At 60.3% G+C, this 15483-nt stretch carries 14 protein-coding genes; 8 read left to right on the top strand and 6 right to left on the bottom strand.

The features are described from left to right. Window positions 1–105 precede the first annotated feature (105 nt). The 4 genes from rhlB (at window position 106) to AC07VV_RS27950 (ending at window position 4528) form a co-directional block, all read left to right on the top strand. Window positions 106–1584 carry an ATP-dependent RNA helicase RhlB gene (gene rhlB, locus AC07VV_RS27965; RefSeq protein ID WP_096819178.1) on the top strand — a complete coding sequence of 493 codons (1479 nt, stop codon included), beginning with the start codon at window positions 106–108 and terminating at the stop codon, window positions 1582–1584. A gap of 124 nt (window positions 1585–1708) precedes the next feature. After that, on the top strand, window positions 1709–2653 hold the full coding sequence (locus tag AC07VV_RS27960) for an ornithine cyclodeaminase family protein (protein ID WP_495038095.1): 945 nt from the start codon (window positions 1709–1711) through the stop codon (window positions 2651–2653). 14 nt (window positions 2654–2667) lie between these two features. Then, window positions 2668–3795: an NAD(P)/FAD-dependent oxidoreductase gene (locus AC07VV_RS27955; RefSeq protein ID WP_495038094.1), complete on the top strand. Its 1128-nt coding sequence runs from the start codon at window positions 2668–2670 to the stop codon at window positions 3793–3795. 91 nt (window positions 3796–3886) lie between these two features. Continuing rightward, window positions 3887–4528 (top strand): helix-turn-helix transcriptional regulator, encoded by a 642-nt coding sequence (locus AC07VV_RS27950; protein WP_495038093.1) that lies wholly within the window; start codon window positions 3887–3889, stop codon window positions 4526–4528. A 37-nt stretch (window positions 4529–4565) separates the two neighbouring features. Here AC07VV_RS27950 and AC07VV_RS27945 read toward each other — a convergent pair whose 3' ends face one another. The 6 genes from AC07VV_RS27945 to AC07VV_RS27920 form a co-directional block, all read right to left on the bottom strand. Further along, entirely contained in the window at window positions 4566–5342 is a 777-nt protein-coding gene (locus tag AC07VV_RS27945) for an ABC transporter substrate-binding protein (RefSeq protein ID WP_085711691.1), read from the bottom strand. A gap of 182 nt (window positions 5343–5524) precedes the next feature. Then, complete coding sequence (gene moaE / locus AC07VV_RS27940) at window positions 5525–5977, bottom strand: molybdopterin synthase catalytic subunit MoaE (RefSeq protein ID WP_219095795.1); 453 nt, start codon at window positions 5975–5977, stop codon at window positions 5525–5527. Window positions 5978–5980: 3 nt separating this feature from the next. Then, window positions 5981–6223: a molybdopterin converting factor subunit 1 gene (moaD, locus tag AC07VV_RS27935; RefSeq protein ID WP_096819168.1), complete on the bottom strand. Its 243-nt coding sequence runs from the start codon at window positions 6221–6223 to the stop codon at window positions 5981–5983. Next, a complete protein-coding gene (moaC, locus tag AC07VV_RS27930; RefSeq protein ID WP_007957321.1) occupies window positions 6220–6693 on the bottom strand; it encodes a cyclic pyranopterin monophosphate synthase MoaC in 474 nt (157 codons plus the stop codon). Before moaC ends, moaD begins: the two co-directional genes overlap by 4 nt. 102 nt (window positions 6694–6795) lie before the next feature. Then, window positions 6796–8190, bottom strand: a complete 1395-nt coding sequence (locus AC07VV_RS27925; protein ID WP_096819166.1) for a PhoH family protein — start codon at window positions 8188–8190, stop codon at window positions 6796–6798. Window positions 8191–8539: 349 nt separating this feature from the next. Continuing rightward, the gene (locus tag AC07VV_RS27920) at window positions 8540–9664 is read right to left on the bottom strand and encodes a polysaccharide deacetylase family protein (RefSeq protein WP_495038092.1); all 1125 of its coding nucleotides are present in this window, start codon (window positions 9662–9664) and stop codon (window positions 8540–8542) included. A gap of 139 nt (window positions 9665–9803) precedes the next feature. Between AC07VV_RS27920 and yaaA the strand changes: the two genes are divergently transcribed. From yaaA to AC07VV_RS27900, 4 genes are all read left to right on the top strand, one after another. Then, window positions 9804–10583: a peroxide stress protein YaaA gene (gene yaaA, locus AC07VV_RS27915; protein ID WP_495038091.1), complete on the top strand. Its 780-nt coding sequence runs from the start codon at window positions 9804–9806 to the stop codon at window positions 10581–10583. A gap of 810 nt (window positions 10584–11393) precedes the next feature. Continuing rightward, window positions 11394–12710, top strand: coding sequence for a nucleotide sugar dehydrogenase (locus AC07VV_RS27910; protein WP_096819160.1), 1317 nt, complete (start codon window positions 11394–11396; stop codon window positions 12708–12710). Window positions 12711–12792: 82 nt separating this feature from the next. Continuing rightward, the gene (gene alg8, locus AC07VV_RS27905) at window positions 12793–14274 is read left to right on the top strand and encodes a mannuronan synthase (RefSeq protein ID WP_495038090.1); all 1482 of its coding nucleotides are present in this window, start codon (window positions 12793–12795) and stop codon (window positions 14272–14274) included. A 35-nt stretch (window positions 14275–14309) separates the two neighbouring features. Further along, window positions 14310–15479, top strand: coding sequence for a PilZ domain-containing protein (locus tag AC07VV_RS27900; protein ID WP_495038089.1), 1170 nt, complete (start codon window positions 14310–14312; stop codon window positions 15477–15479). Window positions 15480–15483: the final 4 nt, after the last annotated feature.

The following is a 15483-nucleotide window of genomic DNA, read 5'->3' as shown; positions in this document are numbered from 1 at the left end:
CGGGGCTCGATTTTCCAGTGGTCGGGCCCCTTTGATCATCCCACTACGCCGCGCCCGTTTCTTGCATTACACTGGCCGGCGTACATTCCTTAACCAATTGATGAGATGACCGTGCTCAAAGCACTCAAAAAGATGTTCGGAAAAAGCGAGGCTGAGCAGCTCGCGCCAGCTCCCAGTGCGCCGTCGCACGCCCCCGGTCATCGCAGCGATGCCAAACCGGCGGACCGCCAGGCTCCCGTAGCCACACCGAAACGCGAACCGGCACCCGCTGCTGTTTCAGCTCCCGCTCCAGAAAGCGCCCGCAGCGAAACACCCAAACCGGCCAAACCACGCCGCGAACCGAAGCCCAAGGCGCCGGTCATTCCCTGGAAACTCGAAGATTTCGTCGTCGAGCCACAGGAAGGCAAGACCCGTTTCCACGATTTCAAACTCGCCCCGGAACTGATGCACGCCATCCAGGACCTGGGTTTCCCGTATTGCACGCCGATCCAGGCGCAGGTGCTGGGTTTCACCCTCGCCGGCAAAGACGCCATCGGCCGCGCCCAGACCGGTACCGGCAAGACGGCCGCGTTCCTGATCTCGATCATCACCCAGCTGTTGCAGACCCCGCCGCCGAAAGAGCGCTATATGGGCGAGCCACGGGCACTGATCATCGCACCGACCCGTGAACTGGTAGTGCAGATCGCCAAGGACGCTGCCGACCTGACCAAGTACACCGGCCTCAACGTCATGACGTTCGTCGGCGGCATGGACTTCGACAAGCAGCTCAAGCACCTCGAAGCCCGCCACTGTGACATCCTTGTCGCCACCCCGGGCCGTCTGCTCGACTTCAACCAGCGTGGCGATGTGCACTTGGACATGGTCGAAGTGATGGTGCTGGACGAAGCCGACCGCATGCTCGACATGGGTTTCATCCCGCAAGTGCGTCAGATCATTCGCCAGACCCCGCCGAAAAGTGAACGCCAGACCCTGCTGTTCTCCGCGACCTTCACCGAAGACGTGATGAATCTCGCCAAACAGTGGACCACCGACCCTGCCATCGTCGAAATCGAAGTCACCAACGTGGCCAACGAAAACGTCGAACAGCACATCTACGCGGTGGCCGGTGCCGACAAATACAAACTGCTCTTCAACCTGGTCAACGACAACGGCTGGGAGCGGGTCATCGTGTTCGCCAACCGCAAGGATGAAGTGCGGCGCATCGAAGAACGCCTGGTGCGTGACGGCATCAACGCCGCTCAGTTGTCCGGCGACGTGCCGCAGCACAAGCGGATCAAGACGCTGGAAGGCTTCCGCGAAGGCAAGATTCGCGTACTGGTCGCCACCGACGTGGCCGGTCGCGGTATCCACATCGACGGCATCAGCCACGTGATCAACTTCACCCTGCCGGAAGTCCCGGACGACTACGTGCACCGCATCGGCCGTACCGGTCGGGCCGGCGCCGATGGCGTGTCGATCAGCTTTGCCGGTGAAGACGACTCCTATCAGTTGCCGTCCATCGAAGAAAAACTGGGTCGCAAGATCAGCTGTGAAACACCACCGACGCATCTATTGCGGGCGGTTGAGCGCAAGCGTCCACAGTAAGCGACGCCATAAAGAGAAGCGCAGCCGGCAACGGACTGCGCTTTTTTTTTGCCCGGATATTGTTCAATAAAACTAAAAGTCCATAATGGACAAATTAGTTTATATACAGCCTCCGGAGTCCGACATGTCCAGTACGCCTTACGTGATCGACCAAACCCAGGCCCGTGAGCTTCTGGCCCGGATCGATGTGCCGCAGATCCTGCGCAAGCTGTTCCGCGATCTGGCGGCCGGGCATGCGGTGCAACCGGCGCAGCAACTGGTGGAATTCCCCCAGGGCGCCGGAGACTTCATCAACTATCTGGGCGTGCTGGCCGAAGACGGCGTGTACGGGGTCAAGACCTCGCCGTACATCGTTCGCGAACAAGGCCCGCTGGTGACGGCGTGGACCCTGCTGATGTCGATGCAGACCGGCCAGCCGCTGCTGCTCTGCGATGCCGGTGAACTGACCACTGCCCGCACGGCGGCAACCACAGCAGTCGCCGTCGACGCCCTCGCCCCTTTGAAAGCCTCGCGCCTGGCGATCATCGGCAGCGGCAAGGTCGCCCAGGCGCACCTGCATTACGTCAAGACGTTGCGCGAATGGCAGAGCATCCGCGTGTACTCGCCCACCTTGAGCGAAGACCCGGCAACCGCCAGCCTGCTGCAAACCCTCGATCCACGGGTGAGCATCGCCGACAGCCGCGAAGCCGCCATCGCCGAGGCCGATGTGATCATGCTCTGCACCTCGTCCGCAGGACCTGTGATCGACCCGGCAACCTTGAACAAACCGGCGCTGATCACCTCGATCAGCACCAATGCACCACGCGCCCACGAAGTGCCGCCGCGGAGCCTCAACGACATGCAGGTGTTCTGCGACTATCGTCTGACCACGCCGGGTTCGGCCGGCGAGATGCTGATCGCCAGCGAACAACATGGCTGGGACAACAGCGCGATCATCGGTGACCTCGCGGATCTGCTCAGCGAAAAAGTGCAGCGCCCGGGTTACGACCGTCACGTGTTCTTCCGCTCCATCGGTCTGGGCCTGGAAGACATCGCCCTGGCCAACGCCGTCTATCAATTGCAGCGCTGACACCGGAGATTTTCATGAGTCATGCAGATTTCATCATCATCGGCGGCGGGATTGCCGGCGCTTCCACCGGTTTCTGGCTGTCGCAACATGGCAAGGTCGTGGTGCTGGAGCGCGAGTCGCACCCGGCCTATCACTCCACCGGGCGCTCGGCCGCGCTCTACTCCGCCGCTTACGGCAACCCGCAAGTGCGGGCATTGACCCAGGCCAGCCGTGATTTTTTCGACCATCCGCCGAGCGGGTTCTGTGAGCACCCGCTACTGACCCCGCGTGGCGAAATGACTGTGGATTTCACCGGTGACGCCGCCGAGCTGAACAATCAATACCTCAGCGCCAAGGCCACGGTGCCGGAGATGCAACTGCTCAGCGCGGAAGAAGCGTGCGTGCGGCTGCCGATCCTGCGCCGGGAAAAAGTCCACGGTGCGATCTACGACCCGACCGCCAGCGACATCGACACCGACGCTCTGCACCAAGGCTATCTGCGTGGTATCCGTCGCAACAACGGGCAAATCCTGACCGATTGCGAAGTGCTCGGGCTGAGCCGTGATGCCGACGGCGTCTGGCAAGTGCAGACCAACGGCCAGACCTTCAGCGCGCCCATCGTGATCAACGCGGCAGGCGCCTGGGCCGACAAGATCGGTGCCCTGGCCGGCGCCCGGCCGCTGGGCCTGCAACCAAAACGCCGTGCCGCGTTCATCTTCGCCGGCCCCGAAGGCGTGGACATTCACCACTGGCCGATGCTGGTCAGCCTCGACGAATCGTTCTACATGAAGCCCGATGCCGGCATGTTCCTCGGCTCCCCGGCCAACGCCGACCCGGTCGAGCCGCACGACGTGCAGCCGGAAGAACTGGACATCGCCATGGGCATCTACCAGATCGAAGAAGCGACGACCCTGACCATCCGCCGCCCGACCCGCACCTGGGCCGGCCTGCGCAGCTTCGTCGCCGATGGGGATTTGCTGTCCGGATTCGATCCGCAGGTGCCGGGACTGTTCTGGGTCGCGGCCCAGGGCGGTTACGGCATCCAGACTTCGCCGGCGATGGGCCAGGCCAGCGCGGCGCTGGTGCGCGGTGAGTCACTGCCCGAGCACCTCAAGCAGTTCGGCCTGAACGCCGCCATGCTCTCCCCCGCCCGCCTGGCCTGACCGCCCCCGGATGACGCGCCCAACGGATTGCGGCACACTCGCAACGCCCCCGGACCACGGGGGCGTTGACGTTGCCTGGAGCTCCACAGTTATGACCGCCCCCGAACAATCTCCCGAGCCGAATGACGCCGCGCTGGATAACTACCACGCCATCGCCGACGCCATCGCCACCCTGTTCTTTCCCCACGCCGAAGTGGTGTTGCATGACCTGCGCACGCAGAAGGTCGACTACATCGCCAACAACCTGTCGAAACGGGTGATCGGCGATGAATCTTCGCTGGAAGACATGCTCAGCGAAGACGTCAGCGAACGGAACATCGGCCCGTACGAAAAGCTCAATTGGGACGGACAAAAGATTCGCAGCCTGAGCACTGTGCTGCGCGACAGCGAAGGGCATCCGCTGGCGGTACTGTGCATCAATCTGAATATTTCGCTGTTCGAGAATGCCAAGGCTGCGCTGGATCTTTTCCTCTCGCCGAGCAAGCTGATCCCGCAACCGGACTCACTGTTTCGCGATGACTGGCAGGAGCGCATCAACACTTTCCTTCACGCCTGGCTGCGCGAGCGGCAACTGAGCCTGAATCTGCTGACCCGCGACCACAAACGTGAGCTGGTACTGGCGCTGCACGCCGAGGGGGCGTTCAAGGGCAAGAGTGCCTCGAACTATGTGGCCAATGTGCTGAACATGGGGCGGGCGACGGTGTACAAGCATTTGAAGGAATTGAAGGGCTGAAACCGTGCAGCCTGCGAAGGCTGCACGGTTTTCAACATCAGTCGCCGTAGATGTCCGACTTGAAGTACTTCTCGGAAATCTTCTGGTACTCGCCACTGGCACGAATGCCGTCGATGGCGGTATTCAACTGGCTGACCAGTTCGGTGTTGCCCTTGCGCACCGCGATCCCGGCACCCTCGCCCACGTACTTCGGATCCTTCAGTTCCGGCCCGACAAACGCGTAACCCTTGCCGCGCGGCATCGACAGGAAGTCGGTCAGTGGAATGGTGTCGGCGAAAATCGCGTCGAGACGCCCTGCCGCCAGGTCCATGTAGATTTCTTCGTTGTTGCCATAGCGCTTGACGTTGATGCCCTTGGGCTCGAACACCTCGGTGGCGTAGCGATCGGTGGTGGTCGCACGCTGCACGCCGACGGTCTTGCCCTTGAGGCTGGCGTACTGGTCATCGACGGTCGCGCCTTCCTTCATCACCAGCCGCGACGAGGTGAAATAGTACTTGTGGGTGAAGTCCACGGACTTCTTGCGGTCTTCGTTGATGGTCATGGACGACAGCGCCATGTCGATTTTCTTCACTTTCAGGGAAGGAATCAGACCGTCGAACTCGCCCTCGACCCACACACACTTGACCTGCATCTGCGCGCACAAGGCATTGCCGATGTCGTAGTCGAAACCGACGATTTCACCCTGGTCGGTCTTTGAGGCGAAGGGCGGGTACGCCGCTTCGATTCCGATGCGCAGGGTTTTCTCGGCAGCAAACACGCTGCTGCACGCCAACAGGCTCAGCGCCAGACCGGTGATGAGGGGGAGTTTCTTCATGTTCGTTCTCTCGCGGGTTGTTGTTGGTTTGGCAAGACAGAAGAAAGAGCTGAAACAGGGAAAAGCTTTATTTGTACTTGTAAATCCATACTGGACTTTTACGTACAAGCCGTCAATTGGACAAACGCCATCGGCGTCAGCCGATGGTCGGGAGTCGAGGGGAGATTGATTGAGGAGAGGATTTACTGCTTCCAGCGATCCGCCGCTGCATGATCGCTGTCACGACCTTCGACCCAGCGCGGGCCGTCGCTGGTGTTCTCTTTCTTCCAGAACGGCGCGCGGGTTTTCAGGTAATCCATGACGAAGGCGCAGGCGTCGAATGCCGCCTGACGATGGGCACTGGCGGCGCCGACAAACACGATCGGTTCGCCCGGCTCCAGCGCGCCGATACGGTGCAGCACTTCCAGCTTCAACAGCGGCCAGCGCTGTTCGGCCTCGAGGGCGATCTTGCCCAAGGCCTTTTCGGTCATGCCCGGATAGTGTTCGAGGAACATTCCGGCAACATCGAGCCCATCGTTGAAGTCGCGCACGTAGCCGACAAAACTCACCACCGCGCCGACGCCGACATTGGCCGCGTGCATCGCGTTGACTTCAGCGCCGGGATCGAACGCGGTGGACTGCACACGAATCGCCATGTCTCAGCCTCCGGTCACGGTGGGGAAAAACGCCACTTCGTCGCCATCGACCACCGGCTCGTCGAGCTGGCAAAGGTCTTCGTTGCGCGCGCACATCAGATTCTGTTCGCTCAACACCTCGGCGCCGTCACGCTTGGCGAGCAATGCGCGCACATCGTCGACCGTTGCGAAATCGCCCTCGACCTTCACCGAATCCACGCCCAGCGCCTCACGGTAACGGGCAAAAAACTTCACGGTCAGGTTCATGGCTGCTCCGCCTGGAAATGCCCGCTCTTGCCACCGACTTTCTCCAGCAGACGCACGCTTTCGATGGTCATGCCGCGATCCACAGCTTTGCACATGTCATAGATCGTCAGCGCGGCGACGCTGGCGGCGGTCAGCGCTTCCATCTCGACACCGGTCTGCCCGGAAAGTTTGCAGCGAGCCACGATGCGCACGGCGTCGTCACCTTCGGCGCTGAGTTCGACCTTGACGCCGGTCAGCATCAGCGGATGGCACAGGGGAATCAGGTCACTGGTTTTCTTCGCCGCCTGAATGCCGGCAATGCGCGCCACGGCGAACACGTCGCCCTTGGGATGGCCGCCACTGACGATCATCTGCAGGGTGTCGGGCAGCATGCGCACCAGCGCTTGGGCCGTCGCCTCGCGGAACGTCACGGCTTTTTCGGTGACGTCGACCATGTTGGCGCGACCTTGGGAATCGAGATGAGTCAGCACGGGATTACTCCTGATCAGGAGCACCGATTGTAAACCTGCGGGTCAAATTTCCGCACATAAAAAACCGGGCGACTTTGCAGTCGCCCGGTTCCTTTGTAAGGGTTACAGATGCGATTCGGCGTATTCGGCCAGAATCGAACGCGGCACCCCTTGCAGGGTGATGTGCACACCGTTGGGGAAGTCTTTGAAACGTTCGGTCAGGTAGGTCAGCCCGGAACTGGTCGCGGACAGGTAAGGGGTGTCGATCTGTGCCAGGTTGCCCAGGCACACCACTTTGGAACCGGCGCCGGCCCGGGTGATGATGGTTTTCATCTGGTGCGGCGTGAGGTTCTGGCATTCGTCGATCAGGATCAGGCTCTGCTGGAAGCTGCGACCGCGAATGTAGTTGAGCGATTTGAACTGCAACGGCACTTTGCTGAGGATGTAGTCGACGCTGCCATGGGTGTTTTCGTCATCCATGTGCAAGGCTTCGAGGTTGTCGGTGATGGCGCCCAGCCAGGGCTCCATTTTTTCCGCTTCGGTGCCGGGCAGGAAGCCGATTTCCTGGTCCAGGCCCTGCACGCTGCGGGTGGCGATGATGCGGCGATAGCGCTTGCTGACCATGGTCTGCTCGATCGCAGCGGCCAGCGCCAGAATAGTTTTACCGGAACCGGCGGCGCCGGACAGGTTGACCAGGTGAATGTCAGGGTCGAGCAAGGCGTACAGCGCCAGGCTCTGATAGATGTCACGCGGCTTGAGGCCCCAGGCTTCCTGGTGCAGCAGCGGTTCCTGGTGCAGGTCGAGAATCAGCAGCCGGTCTTCTTCAATCTCCTTGATCCAGCCGACGAACCCCTGCTCATCGATGATGAACTCGTTGATGTGCACGGCCGGCAGGTTGTCGATCAATTGCACCTGGTGCCAGGTGCGGCCATGGTCCTGACGGGTTTCGACCTTGCTCACGCGGTCCCAGAAGGAGCCGGTCATGTTGTGATAGCCGTTGGGCAGCAGGGACACGTCGTCGACCAGTTGGTCGGTGCTGTAGTCCTCGGCCGCAATCCCGCAGGCGCGCGCCTTGAGGCGCATGTTGATGTCTTTGGTGACCAGCACCACCGGTTTCTTCGGATCGCGGGTGTGCAGATCGATCAACTGGTTGATGATTTTGTTGTCGTTCAGGTGCTCGGGCAGAATCAGGTTCGACTCCGCCTGTTTGCTCATCAGAATTGACAGCAACCCCTTCGGCCCGCTCTTTCCGCGCTGGATCGGCACCCCTTGCTCGACGTCTTCGGGCGAGGCATCGCCCAGCGTCTTGTCGATCAGCCGGATGGCCTGGCGGCATTCGGCGGCCACGCTGTGATGCCCACTCTTGAGCTTGTCCAGCTCTTCAAGCACGGTCATCGGGATCGCGACGTGGTGTTCTTCGAAATTCAGCAGGGCGTTTGGATCGTGAATCAGTACGTTGGTATCGAGTACATAAAGGATTGGCTGGTTGGAGGAAGGGCTACGTCCGTGATCATCCATACTCGGTCACCTTTGTGGGAGCCATTCGACGCAATACCTGGACGGTGCTGCGCCTCGAAGTGACTGCCGAATCCACCTGCACAGCTTTTGTCGGGATAGCAGGTGAACCGCACACAAAATGGGTCTTGGAAGACGCCACCTGTGTTGCAGGTTTCGGCGGTCTGACTTCGTAATACTCCAAAACCCGTGACAGAAAAAAGCACTTTGACGCTTTTTTGAAGTTTATTTTGCAAAGTGACGAAAAGCCCTTGGCGGACCGCCCGCCCCCCGTTAGAGTCGGAAGTCCGCCTGCATCGAATTTTGCAAAAAATTCACCCCAAGCCCAATGTTTCCGGGCTCTCGCCGCTTGTCAGCGAAAAGCGTCCTGACAGTCTTCCCAGCCGATGCCGCTTTGCGCGGTTTGTGTGATCAGCCACGGCAACGCCGTCTTCACCGCATCCTGCTTCATGTTGAAATTGATCACCCCGTGGCGCCACAACAGCATCAGGGTCAGCACCCGCTGCGCGCTCGGATTGCCCTTGAGCTTGCCGGCGCCGTCCTGGGCATCGATGTCCCACAGTGCCACTTGCAGACCCTGATTGCGGAAGAAACCGCCGGCATCACTGCGGCGCTGGCCATCCGGAGGACGGAACAGCGGCACGTAGTTCTCCGGCAGCTTGTTCTTCACCAGATCGCTGCTGCGGCGCACCGAGTCCTGCCAGTCCTGCCAGTGGCTGTGGGAGCGGAACTCCCAGCCCTGCACGCCCACGCAGAGTTTCGAGAATTCCGATTGCAGGTTGTTCACCGAGCGATCAGCCAGCCGCGCCTGCACATCCTTGCCCAGCAAAAAGAAGGTGCCGCTCAGACTGGATTTGCGCAGGTAGTCGGCGATCCAGTCGGTGTTATCCGGCTGCAGGTTCGCAGCGCTGTCGAAACTGAGCAGGAACAACCGGTCGTGCATCTCGTCGCCGTTGCGCTCGTAGTCGCCGAAATGATCGACTTCGCTGGTGGTCTGCGGCGACAGCGCCGCCTTGCGCATCAGTTCGTCCAGGTACTGCAGATGGAAGATCCGGCTCGGCTCGGCCCACTGGGTGTAATAGCTTTCATCGCTGACCACGAACTTGGTCGCCTGCTCGCGCAGGGTCGGCAGGTCTTCGACGAGGAAGCAGAACGAGGCGTCCTGATCGCAGCTCTGTTGGGCGAAGTTGTAATTGGCGAGCAGCCGCTGCCACAGACGCTCACGCAGGCTGTTGATCGCCTCCAGATTGACCGTGCGCAGCCCCAGACGCTGGGCCAGCGCGGCCTCATCCAGCGACTCGCTGCCCAGCAGGCCCCGGGCAAACATCAGGATTTCCGCCCGCGAGGCGACGTCGAACAGGGTCGGGTTGTCGAGTTTCTCCGGCCAGGTGCTGCGATCGAGCGTGGCGATATCGCCCGGCGCCGCAACAGCCCCGAAGCTCAACAGCCACACGGTGAATAAAAGAACAATGCGCAAAGGGGTGTCTCCATAACAAAACCCGCGCGGCACTATAGCCGATCCGGCCCGCAAACCGCCGATCACCTATGGACCTGATAGCTGGAGTCATCCGCCTCAACCCCCTAGAATCGCCCCCACGATTAAAGGAGACGACTTCATGCTGATGGTGATTTCCCCCGCCAAGACTCTCGATTACGAAACACCGCCGGCGACCCAGCGCTTTACCCAGCCGCAATACCTCGACCATTCCCAGGAGCTGATCCAGCAATTGCGCGAGCTGACGCCCGCTCAGATCAGCGAACTGATGCACGTCTCCGACAAGATCGGCGGCCTCAACGCCGCGCGTTTCGGCAGCTGGACACCAGCGTTCACCCCCGAGAACGCCAAGCAGGCGCTGCTGGCCTTCAAGGGTGACGTCTACACCGGGCTCGACGCCCAAAGCTTCAACGAAGCCGACTTCGATTACGCGCAACAGCACCTGCGCATGCTCTCCGGCCTCTACGGCCTGCTGCGCCCGCTCGACCTGATGCAACCATATCGCCTGGAAATGGGCACCAAACTGGTCAATGCCCGGGGCAAGGACTTGTACGCGTTCTGGGGCACGCGCATCAGCGAATGGCTGAACGAAGCGCTGGCCGATCAGGGCGATGACGTGCTGCTGAACCTGGCCTCCAACGAGTACTTCTCGGCGGTCAAACGCTCAGCCCTGAACGCGCGGATCATCAACACCGAGTTCAAGGACCTGAAGAACGGCCAGTACAAGATCATCAGCTTCTACGCCAAGAAAGCCCGCGGCCTGATGAGTCGCTTCGTGATCCAGGAGCGCATCAACGATCCGGCCGCTCTCAAACAGTTCGATGCTCAGGGTTATCGCTACAGTGCCGAACAGTCGAAACCGGACAATCTGGTGTTTCTGCGCGACCACGCCCCGGAATAAAGCATGCTCATTGCACGACTCTTTATAGTGAGAGTCGTGCAGCTCGCACGACGTCAAAAAAACCTCCCCTCTTTTCGCCGCTTTATTGGCGCCATAAAAACATCGCCTCGATTTCTATCTTTTCTTTCACTCGACAGTTGTCATTTTTTTCAGTAGTGGCACGTAAATTTTTTACCGGTAGTGGCACAAAACCATCTAACGCGATTATCTGCCTATCAATAAAGGGCGAAATCGAAAGTGCTATCAATATGAGAGCAGTGCCATCTTTCTCAATATTTCAAGAAATTTCAGATTTGGCGATGGGCGGACTGGAACTATGTCCAAATGCATAGCTCATACCACCGGTAACGATTCTCGCCGAACATGTACGAGATAACTTACGCAGAGATCAAAACCATGTAACCAAGTTGTCACAGCAACTTGCCTGAATGGATAACAACTCTGGACAACTATCGAAGGACAGGAGATACGCACCATCAATATCCCCTACAAGGCCAAGGCCGCGCCCTTATAAACGTGCTCGCCTGAGCACCCAACCGCCCGATCCACAGGCCTGCGCCTGACATCGAGCGCGCAATACGAGATTGCACAAGAGTCCTCTTGCCAGAGGATCAGCTGCATAACAGGGCACGTCACAACAATAAGGCCTGGTTGCGCACATCTTGAGTGCACTTATTTAGACACTCGAAACTTAGTATGCCTGCACACGGCATTGTGGCGCCTGCAAGTCACACTTTCGAGTGCACTAAGACCGCTGAACACCATTAACTCCGGCCCTTTAACGGCCTGATATATACAGAGGTAATTGCGATGCGCATCAGCATATTTGGTTTGGGTTACGTCGGCGCAGTGTGTGCCGGTTGCCTGTCTGCACGGGGCCATGACGTGGTTGGCGTCGATGTTGCCAAAGACAAGATCGATATGATCAACGCGGGCAAATCCCCCATTGTCGAACCGGGCCTGGGCGAGTTGCTGGCGCAAGGGATCGAGACCGGTCGTCTGCGCGGTACGACCAACTTCGCCGAGGCGATTCGTGACACCGATTTGTCGATGATCTGCGTCGGCACGCCGAGCAAGAAGAACGGCGACCTGGAACTGAACTACATCGAAGCGGTGTGCCGCGAGATCGGTTTTGTCCTGCGTGAAAAATCCACCCGTCACACCATCGTCGTGCGCAGCACCGTGCTGCCGGGCACCGTGGCCAACGTGGTGATCCCGATCCTCGAAGACTGCTCCGGCAAGAAGGCCGGCGTCGATTTCGGCGTGGCGGTCAACCCTGAGTTCCTGCGTGAATCCACCGCGATCGCCGACTACGACCTGCCACCGATGACCGTCATCGGCGAGTTCGACAAGGCTTCGGGCGACGTTCTGCAATCGCTGTACGAAGAACTCGACGCACCGATCATCCGCAAGGACATCGCCGTCGCCGAGATGATCAAGTACACCTGCAACGTCTGGCACGCGACCAAAGTGACCTTCGCCAACGAGATCGGCAACATCGCCAAAGCGGTGGGCGTCGATGGCCGCGAAGTGATGGACGTGGTCTGCCAGGACAAGACCCTCAACCTGTCCCAGTACTACATGCGCCCGGGCTTCGCCTTCGGCGGTTCGTGCCTGCCGAAAGACGTGCGCGCCCTGACCTACCGCGCCGGTTCCCTGGACGTCGAAGCGCCGCTGCTCAACTCGCTGATGCGCAGCAACGAATCGCAAGTGCAGAACGCCTTCGACATCGTTGAAAGCCACGACAAACGCAAAGTCGCCCTGCTCGGCCTGAGCTTCAAGGCCGGCACCGACGACCTGCGCGAAAGTCCGCTGGTGGAACTGGCCGAAATGCTGATCGGCAAGGGTTACGACTTGAGCATCTACGACAGCAACGTCCAGTACGCCCGTGTCCACGGCGCGAACAAGGACTACATCGAGTCGAAGATCCCCCACGTGTCGTCCCTGCTCAATGCGGACTTCGATTCGGTGATCGACAACTCCGACGTGATCATCCTCGGCAACCGCGACGAGAAGTTCCGCGCGCTGGCCCAGCAGGCACCGCACGGCAAGCAGGTCATCGACCTGGTCGGCTTCATGGCCAAGGCCACCGATGCCGGCACCCGCACCGAAGGCATCTGCTGGTAACGCAGCAGCAAGCCTCGAGCTTCAAGCCGCACGCCGTGAATCGGCGGCGGCCTGAAGCCCCCATCACCTTCGGATGACGGTCATGTCCAAGCTCAAACATTTTTTTCTGCAATCCGCCGGCTGGCTTTTGTTTCTGAGCCTGCTGATGGGCCTGGCCCTGATGCTGCCCACGTCCACGTTCGACTCCGAGTCGAAGGACTTCATTTTCCTGATTGGCGCCGTGGGTATCTGGCGCTACTCGATGGGTGCCACACACTTTGTGCGCGGCATGATTTTCCTCTACATCGTTTACCCGCACCTGCGCCGCAAGGTTCGCAAGCTGGGTAAAGCGGCGGATCCGTCGCATGTGTTCCTGATGGTCACCAGTTTCCGTATCGACGCGCTGACTACTGCGCAGGTCTACAGCTCGGTGATCCGCGAAGCCATCGACTGCGAACTGCCGACCACCGTGGTCTGCTCGATCGTCGAAATGTCCGATGAGTTGCTGGTCAAGGCGCTGTGGGCGCGAATGAATCCGCCAGAGCGAGTGAAGCTCGACTTCGTGCGCATTCCCGGCACCGGCAAGCGCGATGGCCTGGCTTATGGCTTCCGCGCGATCTCCCGTCACCTGCCGGACGACCGCGCCGTGGTCGCCGTGATCGATGGCGACACCGTGCTCGGCGAAGGCACCGTGCGCAAGACCGTGCCGTGGTTCCAACTGTTCGGCAACGTCGGTGGCCTGACCACCAACGAATTCTGCGAAGTACGCGGCGGCTACATCATGAGCGAATGGCACAAGCTGCGCTTCGCCCAGCGCCACATCAACATGTGCTCGATGGCCCTGTCCAAGCGCGTACTGACCATGACCGGCCGCATGTCGGTGTTCCGCGCCACTGTGGTGACCGACCCTGAATTCATCGCCGACGTCGAAAGCGACTCACTGCAACACTGGCGTCTGGGCCGTTTCAAATTCTTGACCGGCGACGACAAGTCGAGCTGGTTCAGTCTGATGCGCCTGGGCTACGACACCTTCTACGTGCCGGATGCCGCGATCAACACCGTTGAACATCCGCCGGAAAAGAGCTTCATCAAGGCCAGTCGCAAACTGATGTTCCGCTGGTACGGCAACAACCTGCGGCAGAACTCCCGGGCTCTGGGCCTAGGCGTGAAACGCCTCGGCGCCTTCACCTCGGTGGTGCTGTTCGACCAGCGCGTATCGATGTGGACCTCGCTGCTCGGCCTGACCGTGGCGCTCATCGTCAGCTTCAAATACGGCGGCGCGTTCATCCTCGCGTACCTGCTGTGGATCGGCATCACCCGCCTGATTCTGACGCTGCTGCTGTCCTGCTCCGGTCACCGCATCGGCCCGGCGTATCCAGTGATTCTCTATTACAACCAGATCGTCGGCGCGCTGGTGAAGATCTACGTGTTCTTCCGCCTCGACCAACAATCCTGGACTCGCCAACCCACTTCCCTGACCCGTGATCTCGCCAGCTTTCAACGTTGGTTCAACACCTGGTCGTCTCGGACCATGACCTTCTCCGCCGGCAGCATTTTCGTCGCCGTGCTGCTGATGATGGTCTGACCCGCCCCTCTTGAATTAACAAGGAAATCGCCCCTATGAATACCGCCGTCAACGCCAACGTAGTGCATGAATCCGAAGCCCAGCGCCAGCACGCCAGGGTGAAAATCCCGGCCAAGCTGCGGTTCTTCGGCCCCGACCGGACACCGGTCGAAGCACGGGTCATCGACCTGTCTGCCGGTGGTCTGGCGTTCAATGCCGGTCAGTTGCCGCTGACCCTTGGCGAGGTGCGCAAGGCACGTCTGCAATTCGTCATCGACAACCTCGGCATTGCCATGGACGTAGAACTGCAAGTGCGCTCCTACGACCGCCAGACCGGTCGCGCCGGTTGCCAGTTCCAGAACCTCGAACCGCAGGACATTTCCACCCTGCGCCACCTGATCACTTCGCACCTGGCCGGCGACATCGTCAGCATCGGCGAAGTGCTGGCAACCCTGCAGCGCGACAACTTCACCAAGGCGCGCAAGGTCAAGGACGGCGGCCACGGCATGACCCCGTTCGGTCGCCTGAAAGCCGTGACCTTCAGCGCCGGTATCTTCGCGATCGGCCTCGTGGCAGCGGGTTTCGTCTTCAAATCGGTGTACAGCATGTACTTCGTCAGCCACGCACAGGCCGGTCTGGTCAGCGTGCCGGGGATGAACATCACCATGCCGCGCGACGGCACTGTGCAGAGCCTGGTGAAGTCCGACGGTGTCGCCGCCAAGGGCGCACCGCTAGCGACGTTCAGCACCAGCATGCTCGACGTGCTCAAGGGCCATCTGGACGAAGACCAGTTGCAACCGGCCAAGGTTGAAGAACTGTTCGGCAAGCAAATGACCGGAACCTTGACCTCGCCGTGCGATTGCACCGTGGCCCAACAACTGGTGGCTGACGGTCAATACGCAAGCAAAGGTGACGTGATCTTCTCGCTGGTGCCGCGCAACACCCAGGCCACCGTCGATGCACGCTTCTCCTATCGCCAGTTCGGCGACGTGCGTCCCGGCACCCCGGTGAGCTTCCAGATCGCCGGCGAAGACAAGACCCGCACCGGCAAGATCGTCAGCAGCACCAGCCTGAAAAGCGCCGACCTGTCCTCCGACATCCGTGTGCAGATCCAGCCTGACGAGCCGCTGGACAGCAGCTTCGCCGGCCGTCCGGTGGAGGTGAACAGCGACCGTGGCCCGAACCTGAACTGGCTGATCGACAAAGCCATGGCTGCCGGTCTTTAAGTCG

It is taken from the genome of Pseudomonas sp. GW821-FHT02C04, assembly GCF_059421845.1.
This window is presented reverse-complemented; position numbering and strand designations above follow the sequence as displayed.